This is a genomic window from Arenibacter certesii DSM 19833 (assembly GCF_000429545.1).
Classification (GTDB): domain Bacteria; phylum Bacteroidota; class Bacteroidia; order Flavobacteriales; family Flavobacteriaceae; genus Arenibacter; species Arenibacter certesii.
The window spans coordinates 34865-47535 of sequence record NZ_KE386916.1; the positions used below are offsets into that span (position 1 = coordinate 34865).

General features: G+C 37.8%; 6 protein-coding genes and 1 pseudogene. 6 read left to right on the plus strand and 1 reads right to left on the minus strand.

Translation table 11 applies throughout. The features are described from left to right. From G466_RS0121010 to G466_RS0121030, 5 genes and pseudogenes are all read left to right on the plus strand, one after another. Window positions 1-702, plus strand: a pseudogene (locus tag G466_RS0121010) (hypothetical protein); the annotation flags it as partial. Between the two features lie 29 nt (window positions 703-731). Next, the gene (locus G466_RS24625) at window positions 732-2282 is read left to right on the plus strand and encodes a collagen-like domain-containing protein (protein ID WP_051315824.1); all 1551 of its coding nucleotides are present in this window, start codon (window positions 732-734) and stop codon (window positions 2280-2282) included. A 38-nt stretch (window positions 2283-2320) separates the two neighbouring features. Further along, window positions 2321-3565, plus strand: coding sequence for a gliding motility-associated C-terminal domain-containing protein (locus tag G466_RS0121020; protein ID WP_229797248.1), 1245 nt, complete (start codon window positions 2321-2323; stop codon window positions 3563-3565). A 276-nt stretch (window positions 3566-3841) separates the two neighbouring features. After that, entirely contained in the window at window positions 3842-7219 is a 3378-nt protein-coding gene (locus tag G466_RS0121025) for a hypothetical protein (protein WP_026815385.1), read from the plus strand. 447 nt (window positions 7220-7666) lie between these two features. Next, complete coding sequence (locus tag G466_RS0121030; RefSeq protein WP_026815386.1) at window positions 7667-10102, plus strand: Ig-like domain-containing protein; 2436 nt, start codon at window positions 7667-7669, stop codon at window positions 10100-10102. A 117-nt stretch (window positions 10103-10219) separates the two neighbouring features. On the opposite strand, the gene G466_RS22970 is transcribed toward G466_RS0121030, so the two are convergent. Beyond that, window positions 10220-11233 (minus strand): sterol desaturase family protein, encoded by a 1014-nt coding sequence (locus tag G466_RS22970; RefSeq protein ID WP_034236347.1) that lies wholly within the window; start codon window positions 11231-11233, stop codon window positions 10220-10222. Window positions 11234-12024: 791 nt separating this feature from the next. Here G466_RS22970 and G466_RS0121040 point away from each other — a divergent pair. Beyond that, complete coding sequence (locus G466_RS0121040) at window positions 12025-12645, plus strand: RNA polymerase sigma factor (RefSeq protein ID WP_026815387.1); 621 nt, start codon at window positions 12025-12027, stop codon at window positions 12643-12645. Window positions 12646-12671 lie beyond the last annotated feature (26 nt).

Consider the following 12671-nt stretch of genomic DNA (forward strand, 5'->3'; position numbering starts at 1 on the left):
GTTGCTAATGGTTCGATAGACACCATTCATTTAGCTGATGAAGCTGTTACTTCTGATAAGATAGCCGATGGAACTATTGCTACTATTGATTTAGCTGATAAAGCTGTAACAGGTGACAAGATTGCTGGAGGCACTGATGGAGAAGTGATGATTACGAATACAGCTGGTGATGTTGTTTGGGTTGACCCAAATATGCTAGGGAACACGGTTACAGCAAACAACGGTCTAACCAAAACGGGTAACAATATTCAATTAGGAGGTGCACTTACAGAAGGAGCTACTGTTATTGCCGCTGCTGCAGATAAAACTTTAGCCATTACAGGTTTACAAAATTCAACCGCTGCTTCAACATCTATTGTTTTAGCAGATGAGGCAACTGGTGTTTTACGTAAGGTAGCTAGATCCTTAGAGTATGCAGCCAATAGCGATTTTGTAGTAGGTACTCAAACGGACTACAACATGTTTGTTCAAGAAATTACCATTTTGGCGACTATTGGTTCAAGTGATATAAACATTACGCTACCTCCGGCAGCTAATGCTAAGGGGCAGGTAGTTAACGTGAAAATAGCGAATACGACGGAACCAGATGCGTATGTAAATATTCCAAATGTTGACGGTACCACTATCTATGGTGCTATGCCATATCAGGGGTGGATTCTAAAATCTAACGGAAGTACTTGGTCGGTAGTAGGTCGTAACTAATTAAATAAAATTTCTTTGGAAGAGACCACATGAATAAACTTATATTACAATATATAGGGGTAGCGGTGATGCTTGCATTGAGTTTTAATAAAATCTCAGCGCAAGAAGGCCTGGGAACAAACGCACCGGATAAATCGGCCGTAATGGAGTTGGCGTCTGGGAAACGAGGATTCTTGATTCCTAGGGTTATGCTAACAAGTACTGCTGTTGCGGCTCCGGTAATTACACCCGTAGCACAATCCTTAATGGTGTACAATGAAAACACAACTACGGGTACTAACGGTGTGAGTCCTGGGTTTTACTATTGGGATACGGATAGGTGGGTGCGATTTGCAGAACAGGATGATATCAAAGACCTGGAGACGGTTACATCGCTAACTGATAATGGAGATGGAACTATAACTTACACCAATGAAAATAACATCAGTGTTACTGTCAATTTAGCTGCAGGACCACAAGGTCCCCAGGGAGATCTAGGTAATGCCGGACCACAAGGTCCTGCTGGACCAAAAGGGGATCCTGGAACTCCCGGTCCTCAAGGTGAACGTGGTGAAATAGGTCCACAAGGACCTGCAGGAGCTAATGGAAACGGAATTGCTTCAACAGTTGATAATGGCAATGGTACCTATACCTTTACGTATACCGATAGTTCTATTTTTACAACTTCGGATTTAACAGGTCCAAAAGGAGACCAGGGAGAAAAGGGAGATACTGGAGCTCCAGGTGTAGCAGGTCCACAAGGACCAAAAGGGGATACTGGAACTCAAGGTCCCCAAGGTGAAACAGGACTACAAGGACCTGTTGGGCCAAAAGGAGATACTGGTGCAGCTGGACCACGAGGTTTACAAGGAGAGCAAGGTTTAAAAGGTGATGAAGGGCCTCAAGGTCCCGCAGGAGCCGATGGTGCTCGAGGTCCTCAGGGAGAGAGGGGTGCAACGGGGCCAAAAGGAAATACGGGACCTCAAGGCGTACAAGGACTCCCAGGTGCAACAGGACCTATAGGACCACAGGGACCGAAAGGAGAAGACGGTACCGATGCAATTGTTTTAGCCAATAATGGTATAACCAAAACGGATGATAATGTACAATTAGGAGGAAGTCTAGTTAAACCTACTACTATAACTGTAGATGAAACCAATTCACTTGCAATAGCTGGTTTGCAAACAGGTGATAATACCGACAATATGGTGGTGACCAATCCAAGTACAGGAGAACTTAGACAAGTAAGAGCTACGCCACGTTTCTTTTATATGCCTGCAGTAATATTCAATACCGCGCAAACGGGTACTACAACAAGGGATTTATATCAAGAATATAAAAATCAGTTTATCGGGACCACACATTATATAGATCACGGCGTTGGTGGGGGAACAATTCAGTACACAGGTGGATTAATAGGGAGTACTGGGGCTTCAGGCATTGACATTTACACCAAAAGCGAATTAGAATATTATGTTTCTTACTATGATCAAAATGTGTTTGAAGACTTAAGCATTGACGCTGATGGCAAATTAACTTATACCATCAAAACTAACGCTACCGCAGCTTCATATATGAACATCATATTTGTAGTTAAATAGTAAAAGATATTTAAGCCCCACTTGCACCAAAAAGTTAAATGATAAAGCGCACTTCTATATACAGCATCATGGTAATGCTCCTTGTCGTTACAAGCTTAAGAGGACAGACGACCAATTCTGGGGTGTTGTATGTTAGTAAAGACACCAAATTCGCTACGGTAGCGCGTTTTGATAATAAGGAGAGCGGTGAGTTTTATAACGATGGGGAAGCGTTTATCTACAGCCACTTTAATAACGATGGTATTTTGGATTACTACGGGGAAACTGGTTTTACCCAGTTTGTGGGTAATGCAGTACAGCAGCTTACAGGTACAAAAGTGAGCTACCTTTATGATGTTTTTTTTAACAACAGCAGTAATTCGGTACCATTTCAACTTTCAGGGGCGTTGGATATAAGTGGAATTTCCGACTTCTACCAGGGTATTGTAGATAATGACAATTTTGGGGGCAGTATAACCTTTAGTAGAACAGGGACTCATGCCAACACCTCAAACGAAAGTCATGTTGATGGAATGGTTTATAAGGCGGGATCCGATAAATTCACCTTTCCTATTGGCGATGGGGGCTTCTATCGTTATGCAGGAATTTCACAACCCAATGCGCCTAGTCTTTATACCGCTAAATTCTTTTATGAAAACTCAGATGGACTCTATCCACATAGTCAGAAAGTAAATTCGGTGGACGCAATAGACCACCAAGAGTATTGGCGTATAGAAAAGGAATCCAATAATATGGACGAAATACTGATTACCCTATCTTGGAGTATCGATACTACACCCTCAGAATTTATAGCGGCAGCAGCACAGAATTCATTAACCGTAGTGCGCTGGAATGAAGCCTCTAACAGATGGATAAATGAAGGAGGCAACATTAATATGGACGACCAAACCGTTACAACAGCCGTAACCGGTTATGGGGTATATACCTTTGGAATATTAAATGAGGCCGATATCCTTCCCTGTAGCTTAACGGTTTATAACGCAGTTACCCCAAATGGTGATGGTATTCACGATTCTTTCGTTATAGATGCGGGGCAGACCGACTGTATACGGGATTTAAAAGTTCAAATCTTTAACCGTTGGGGAGTAAAGGTGTTCGAGTCCAATAACTATGGGGAAAATGGTGAGGTGTTTAAAGGCTATTCTACTGGGAGGTTAACCGTAAATGGAACAAGACAACTGCCCACAGGAACCTATTTCTATATGGTAGATTATGAATATGGGGATCCGTCAGCGAATACTAGATACAAGCAAACAGGTTACCTATACCTAATCACCGATTAATTTAAAGGGTAAATAATCTAAGGGTAGGATTCGCGATAGCTTATTTATAATGGCTAAAAGCCAATAAGATTTGCAGTGCAATATATTAAGCTGTAAAGCCGTTAGGGTAAGTCAGGCTAATGAAGATGAGGTGTTTTATTCGTGAGCTTATAACAAAATTATATAAATCAGGTCATTGGCCCTTATAGCGCATTTACCTCTTTGTAGTGGGATTTCTAATAAAGTAGAATTATAAATTTACCGGATAAAATATAAAAATAGTTGTTGTTCCAAAATATGAAAATAGCAGTACTAAGCTTCAATCTCTTATCTTCCGTTAAGTCGTTAATATTATTAACGGTATTGGTTTTGTTAGGAACTGGAGTTGGTTATTCGCAAACAACAGCCTATGGTGTTTCCATACATAGTAAAAATACTATCGATAATTCGGACCGTGCATTAGGACCGCCTAACAATACTTTTGCTAAAATGAAAGAAAATGACGGATCTTTCGTAATAATAGACCTTGGGGGAGTTGCTGCTATGGGCTCTGAGATTATTTTTAGAATTGCAAGAGAAAATAAAAATGACAAGACTGGAACTGTAGATGCAGCTGTGTCTCCAGAAGATTTTCCTACTGAAAACATAATGACAGTAACTACAGAGGTGAAAAATGATGATTACAGTGAAGTTTCATTTACAGTAACTGAAGCTAAAACTAGGTACGTTAAAGTTACTGGTGAAAAAGAGTTTTTGTTGGAATCTATTGAGTATGAGGTTGATGAAATGAGATCTTATGGGGTTTCAGTTCATAGCGAAGCTAATGTTAAAGATGGAGAGAAACATGCTTTAGGGCCACCGGATGGAAAGTTCGCTAAAATGGAGAAAGAAAATGCGTGGATGATAATCGATTTAGGTGCCAATGCTAAATTAGGTACTCAAATTGAGTTTCGAATAGCTAGTGATAAGAAGAATGAAAATAAAAGTGGTACCATTCAGGCTTCTACTTCACCCAATTTTTCTGGAACTGCACAGACAGTTACAGCAACCACGAATGCACCAAGTTCTAAGACTGTTTCCATTCCAGTAAATGAAGTTGGGCTTAGATATGTAAAGGTTACTGGGGAAAAAGAGTTTCTCATAGAATATGTGTCTTATATACCTGCTGATCCCTGTGATGCAGCAGCATCTGGAAATGTAGATACTGATGGGGATGGTATTTCTGATATTTGTGACAAAGACGATGACAATGACGGTATTTTAGATATTGATGAAGGCTGTGGACCAGGAGGTGGTAATGGTAATATTGATATTATCGCTGCATTTGGTACTGATGATAAAATTGAAAGTGAAAATGATGGTACTTATACTACAACAATATCAGAGTTATATGCTGCTTATACATTTAATCAAGAAAAAGATGCCCGTATATCTACGGAAAATTTAACTGGTATTGGAAAACAAGGTCCTATTTTTAAATTTTATGGAAAAAAGAAAAAATCTTCCTTTATAGATATTGTTTTTTCAAGGACAATATCAGGAGCCTATTTTAAATTAACAGACTTTGATGAGAACGAGGAATTAGTCGTAGAAGTTTATGATCAAAATAATAAACTGATAAATATTGAAGCGGCTGGTTATGCAACACTGGGTTCAAATGTTGAAATGAATGGAAATGTTTTTACCGAGAAAGGAATAGAGGATGAGGCCTATGGAGATAATATTTCTAATGATGATTATGGGGCGGTTATCTTTGACTTCGCAGGTCAGTTAATATCTAGAATTAAAGTATCCATGCGTCATAATAAGGAATCGTCTATTAGATTCACCGAAATAAGAAACTTTTGTTTGCCTTTAGACACCGATGGAGATGGTATTCCAGATTCCTTAGATACTGATAGTGATGGTGATGGTTGTTGGGATGCAATAGAGGGGGACGGTAGTTTCACGGATGACAGCGTGGATGGAAATGGTAGGTTTACAGGAGGCATAGATGTCAATGGGGTTCCCACTGCTGTTAACGGAGGGCAGGGAATAGGAGACAGTAAAGATGCCACGATACTAGGTGTAGGATGCTCTAATTGCCCTATGGTTCCCGGTAAAAATACCATATATGGTGGAGTATTTAACGATGTAAATGAAAATGGTATATTGGATGAAACTGATACTTATGACCTAGACGGCGTAACGGTTTATCTATATGAAGATTCTAATGCTAATGGTGTACTTGATGATGGTGTAATTCCAATAATGATCACTACAACAGTAAATGGTAATTACAGTTTTGAGATTGACCCACCTGTAGGGTCTACAGTACAAAGTCTATCGGTAAGAATCGCTTCAGGGAGTGATGATGCCGAAGAAAAAATACAGGATTATAGTATGTACATTAATAGTACCGATTTAGAATTCGTTTACGACAATTATGTTGGAGGTGATCAGATTGTAGGGATGCGTTTTAATAACATCGCTATTCCACAAGGTGCGAATATTACAAACGCATATATTGAATTTACAGTAGATGAGACCGATTCGGGATCTACAAATCTAATCTTTTCGGGACATGATGTTGATCACTCTCCAACCTTTACATCTGAGAATAGAAATATTTCCGATCGCCAAAAGACGAGTAGTGTGGTTAATTGGAGTAATGTGCCAGCTTGGAATACGGCAAAAGACAAACACCACACTCCAGACTTACAGAGTATAATTCAGGAGATTGTTAACAGACACGGCTGGGTAAGTAATAATAGTATGGTGATAATGGTTGAAGGAAGCGGCGAGCGAACTGCTGAAGCTTATGAAGGTGATGCAGCTAACGCCCCTTTACTTGTTATTGAGTATACCGAAAATGGAACACCTGATTACCCAAAAAAATATATAGTTACCATAGATAAAGCTACTCTGCCTGAAGGTTATTCCTTAACGAACGATAATACTCAAACAGCAACTTTTATAGCTCTTAACCAATCGGATTGTGATAATGATTTTGGGTATGTTTTACCTGGAATAATAACTGGATTAGTTTATAGTGATGAAAATGGTGATGGTTCTCAAAACGGAACAGAAACTGGCTTTTCCGCTCCAGTAACCGTATTCGCAGATTTAGATGGCAGTGGCATATTAGATACAGGAGAACCAACTGCAACCACAGCCGCCGACGGATCGTTCTCAATTGTAAATGTTCCAGTAGGCTCAGTTAATATTCTAATAGATATTAACACCTTACCAGCAGGTTTAGTACTAACAGAAGGAAATCAACCAACCAATGTTACCGTAACAGCAGGTAGTGCTGTGTCTATAGGTAAAATTGGGTATACAAATCCGTTAGTTGCCAACAATGATACCTATACTGTTACATATCAAAACGGAATAGATGGTATTACAATAAGCGGTGTATTGGATAATGATACCTTGAGCGGTATTTCAATAGACCCAGCGGAGGTGACCTTCACATTCACCCCAACAGGTCCCTTAAAAATTGATTCTGATACTGGAGCTATTACAGTTGCACGAGGAACAAAACCAGGAACCTATACCATAGCCTATACCATCTGTCAGACTACTTTACCCAATAGCTGTGATTCAGCAACTGCAACTGTAATAGTAGAAAAACGTAACTTACTAATCACCAACCCTCATATTTATCAGAGAATGATGAATTATTACCCATAAACACGCATACCCCTTTGTGATAGGTGAAAACGGGTGAATTATATCATTATATAACATCCCAAATTGTGAAGGCAGCAACTATTATCTCGGATAATAAATAACTTTTTTATGGGATTTTAAAATGGGTATGCCTCTCTATCCTGGCAATATTTGTACAGTTCTTGCGTTTTATTTAATCGGATGTTTTTATAGGTCTATAAATAAGGGCCCTATTTTCATTTATAAATTCCTTTAGTTGCTATAAATGGCGCAAAAGCTTGGTTACCATTTATGAAACTTAAAAGAAGTGGTGGATAACTATATAACATGGTCCCTCTTATAGGAAGAAAGAGGTTACGATTCCAACCTATTAACCCTTGCTAATAATTTAACTACAAACCTCAGTTATATTTAAATCAAAAGGAAGTGTATGGAGAAGCTAATCATTGGATTTATTAATTCAATACTATGAAAATCACCTCCCGATTCTCTTATACAACCTTGCTGTTTCTTGTTTTATTCTTCCTCCTATTGTCTATATCACCTATCATTGCGCAAACTAATGCACCCAGCATTCAGTCTGGAGTGTCATTTCAGTGGGGTGATAATCAAACAACTAGTTCAAATCCGGCTACCATAGAAAGTATAACCATAGACGGAAAAGTACACCGCTTATTTGTAGTGCCCACAAGTTATGAATTAACCAATCTAGGCCCCGATGGTCATAGTAAAAACAATATTTGGTTAAATGGAAATAATCTGGAAAATACGAGCGCAAGTGCCACTTGGAATTCTTCAGCCTTGGCGGCCTTTCAGGATAAAAATCTAAATCATTATTTTGAAGCGAATGGTAATGGTGCCGACCTCTGTGATAAATTTACAGGGATGGCAAATAATACTACCACCCAAAGACAAACGTTATTCTATAATCCGGGAATTCCCTCTAATGATGGTGGGATTGTTGCCATTACAGAAAGAAATGCAAATAATTGTTTTCATATAAAGGTGTTTGGGATTCCTGCAGAGGGTGGCCCAGAACAATCTTTAGGGCAGACTTTTGTAAATGAGGATGGAACACAATGGGGTTTTGGTGGTACTGGGAATTCTAAAAAAATTGGTACGCCTGGCACTGTTAATCCCCCAAGTGCTGGGTCCGACTATTGGTTATCCGATCGTGTTGTTGCTGGTAACGGAACAATAGGTATCGCATTGTTTTATCTAAGTGATATAGCTCCAATAGGATCTACAATAACGAAAGTCCAGCTATCCGCTGCAACTAAAGATCACGGAGATGGTAAGTTTTTTATACTGCAATCGTATGCCGCCAGTGATCAAATAGAAACCATATGGAACCAAACCCTATTAAATGGTAATGTGGCCCTAAACGATCCTGTTCCTGCAGGATCTACTTTTACTGCTATTGGATCTGGCCCTAGTAATGGTAGTTTAAACTTTAATTCTGATGGTAACTTTGAATACACTCCCAATTCTGATTTTACAGGTGTAGATAGTTTTGAATATCTGGTATGCTTGCCCTCTCCAAACCAAACTACTTGTGATACGGCAACGGTTCGTATTATGGTGATACCAGATACAGATGAAGATGGAATTCATGATAAAAATGATCTAGACTCCGATAACGACGGAATTCTAGATAGTGAAGAGGTCTGCGGACCAGGAGGGGGAAGTGGGAATATTGATATTAAGGGGAATTTTCCTCCTGATCTGACCATAGATACTAGTACAGGGTCGTTTATAGTTACTAAACCAACTTCAGTCGCAGGTCTCGACGCTGTTTATACCTTCCATACAGATGAATATGACGCGGATAATAGAATTGTTACAAGAGAATATACGGGAGCTACAGGTCAAGGTCCTCTTTTTAGGTTTACTAATGGGGAAAATAAACAGGGATCTATAGAAATAGAGTTTATAGATGCAGTCACAGGATTACCTAAATTAATTTCTGGCGCATATTTTAAATTGACGGATTTTGATGAGGAAGAAGAAGTTACAGTAGAGGTATACGACGAGTTTGGTAGTCTTATCAATCTTCAATCTGGTTCATTCACCAGCCCCTATGTAGAAAGCACAGGGACGCAGGTAGCTCAATACGGTAATATGTTTACAACTACTTCCACTTATGTTACTACTGTTAATGGTAACTCGACATCTGATGATGGATTAGGTTCTGCTATTCTCAATTTTTCAGGGCAATTGATTTCAAAGATTAAAGTGACTTCAAGACATTTTAGAGGAGGGAACTCCTCTATTCGATTTACCGAAGTGAGTAAATTTTGTGTGCCTTTAGATACCGATGGAGATGGTATTACAGATTCACTTGATACCGATAGTGATGGGGATGGATGTCCAGATGCAATTGAAGCTGCCGGTAATTTTACCAATGATGATGTGGACAGTTATGGCCGACTTACAGGAGGTATTGATGCAGATGGTGTTCCTTTAGTGGCTAACGGTGGTCAGGCTACCACAGATGCCGTAACTACGGCCGTTAGAATAAATTTAGGAACAACACCGGAAGCTTCCCGTACTTATAATATTGGGGAAAATGTAACCCTAACCTCAAATGCTACAGCAGATAGAGCCACCGCTTACCAAACAACACCTCCTTTTGCTCCTATATATGGTACCCGAGGCAATGCCAATGATGGGTTACAATATGCTTGGACCTTTGATGATGGTACTGGCCCAATTGCAGTTGGCACCAATAGTCCGACCCTTAATTTGGGTGAGGTAAATATGGAGAATGAAGGGGAATATGTGCTTACTATTACACATCCAAATAATGTGTGTGCCATGGAAACCTCTACCTCTGCGGTTACCATTAGGCGAAGGATAATAATCACTAACCCACATATTTATTATAGAGTTAAAGGCAATTAATTAGGTCGTTGCCACCGTTGCTAAATTGGGGAATAACCTAAATACCCTAGCCACTAGACCATTGGAGATTATGATATCCTTGCCATTGTCACTTCTATATGCTCCAGAGCTAATTATTTAAGAATGAAATCTAAGCTTTGAAGTTTTAAACTCCTTTCCCAAAAAATTGTTTCTTGCTATTTTCGCCGTTTGGTGATCTCCTGTATGACTCCAGCCAGGGGGCATAAATATATATAATATCTTATTTTTTATGCCAGGAGCTTTAATAACGTCTTTTACTAAGGCAACTATTTCACCAAAATAAACATCAAAGAAATTGCCAGAATCCATTTCCCTAGTAATACCATATTCCACTTTAACTTCTTTAACCTCCTCTTGGTATGTACCAAATACCTTGTCCCAAATATTTAGAAGATTACAGAAATTGGTATCCATGTAAAGTGGATTTTTAGCATGGTGGACGCGATGATGGGACGGTGTCAAAATAAATTTATTTAAAAACCCTAATCTTCCATCTTTTAGAATATTCTCTCCTACGTGGATAAATGATCCGTAAGTACCATCAATAAACATAATGATAAACAACATTGTGGGTGAAACGCCGAGAAGAATACAGACAGTGGTTCGAATGGCATCGGCATAGGGAGCTTCTAGAAAAAAATGGGCATGGGTAACAGTAAGATTCATATCTTCGGGAGCATGATGGGTAGAGTGTAGGCACCAAAATAACCTTACCTTATGGCCCCAGTAATGATAAAGAAAATGTCCAAATTCCCATACAATATATCCATAAACAAACCAATACCAAGTCATTTTAGTTTGGAATAAAGCAAAGGGTTGTAACCATCCTATAATCCATACCACCATCGCTATGGCGATAAATCGACCAATAAAACGATTAAAAATGTAGATTAGAAAATTAACTTTATAGACCTTTATCTGTGGTTTCTTGTATATAAGGCCTAATGTAAACTCAAGGAGTAATAATAATGGTAGAATAGGTCTTATAAGTGCTACCATGCCATCATAGGTTTTAAGGGCACTATAATTCCCTGTATTTAGTATTTCCCATGCTTGACTAATACCTAAAAAGCCAATTATTTCATCATAAATTAATTGTAGAATTTCCATGAAATTATGATTATTAATGTAAAGTAGATGACGATTTACACCCAAACATAATAAACTTTTTATTTATGTCCGAAATTAATAACTTGTAAAAACTAATTTAATAGCTATCACCACTTCCTTCTGGCTTACTAATTTTTAAACTACTATTGAGGAATTAATTTAATACGATCACCACTCTTTTACATGTTTTAGGGTTTTTAATAAAAATATGAAAGCGATTTCCAAACTGTTCATTAGTTGATTGCTTCCGACTTTTTTTATTCGGAAATATTTGTAAAAATTAGATTTTCCAAACTCTGCCTATACTCCTAGAGTCAGGTATTCCCATTTAAGATTTTTACATTCCTAGAAAATAATTCCTATTCTCACCTCCATAGTATGATTTACTTGATTAATAATGAGATGTCCCATTTAAGCTCACTTAACTTCACTAACAAAGGCACCCGAAGGAACTATTAAACTGGAATTCGAATTGCTAGTCGGAAAACAGTAAAATAGTGATGCTTAATTTTATGTGTTATTTAATAATCTAGGCAAAGGAGTTATTTATGGAGCCATTAAACTAGGGTGGGATGTTTACAATTTCTTAATCTAAACATTATATATATTAAATAAGAAATTATGCTTTCTTTTATAATATAGCTGAAAATTAACTTTTATCCATTATAGATTAGATTGTGGGTAAGAAAGCTATAAATTTTTTATTAAAATTTTATACTATCTTGTATTCGAATGAATTTACCATGTATTAAAGTCTCAAAATCAAATCGTTTAAATTCAGTAAACAGAAAATGAATAAAATACGAGTTAGGCTGAAAAATGTTGATGATATAGAACTTTCTATTGTTGAAGATAAAAGTAAAGGATTAAATGATTCAGAACTTTGGGAAGAATTTAAAAGAGGTAATGAAGAGGCTTTTATTACGATTTATAATAGATATTTCCAAGAATTGTGTGACTTTGGTGTACAGTATGCAAGTTTGGATATTGTTGAAGATGCGGTTCAGGATGTATTTATAAATCTTCGAAAGAAAAGACAGAAACTGCCCATAATTAAGAAATCGATAAGATTATTTTTATTCCAATGTCTTAGAAATAATCTATTCAACCACCTCAAGAATAGTAAGAAATTTAGTAAAATAAAAAATCCTGCTGATAGGTTTGAAATTACTCTTTCCCATCAGTCCGTTATTATCTTACGTGAAGAGCAAAACTTAAATCTAAAAAAATTGGATAATGCATTAGCTGGTTTAAGTGAAAAACAGAGAGAAGCGATTTATTATTATTTTTATAAAGGCATGTCCTATGACGAGCTGAAGGAACTGGTTGGTTATAAAGATGTTAAGTCTGCCAGAAATCTTATTTATAGAATTATAAAGTCGCTGAAAAAAAATTTTTATTCTTTTTTTTAGTAAAATGTGATGTTGTTTTGAAGTTT

Excerpts from the sequence above, each read along its gene's own strand:
- G466_RS24625 (WP_051315824.1), top strand. The coding sequence starts at position 732 with ATGAATAAACTTATATTACAATATATAGGGGTAGCGGTGATGCTTGCA.
- G466_RS0121020 (WP_229797248.1), top strand. The coding sequence starts at position 2,321 with ATGATAAAGCGCACTTCTATATACAGCATCATGGTAATGCTCCTTGTC.
- G466_RS0121025 (WP_026815385.1), top strand. The coding sequence starts at position 3,842 with ATGAAAATAGCAGTACTAAGCTTCAATCTCTTATCTTCCGTTAAGTCG.
- G466_RS0121030 (WP_026815386.1), top strand. The coding sequence starts at position 7,667 with ATGAAAATCACCTCCCGATTCTCTTATACAACCTTGCTGTTTCTTGTT.
- G466_RS22970 (WP_034236347.1), bottom strand. The coding sequence starts at position 11,233 with ATGGAAATTCTACAATTAATTTATGATGAAATAATTGGCTTTTTAGGT.
- G466_RS0121040 (WP_026815387.1), top strand. The coding sequence starts at position 12,025 with ATGAATAAAATACGAGTTAGGCTGAAAAATGTTGATGATATAGAACTT.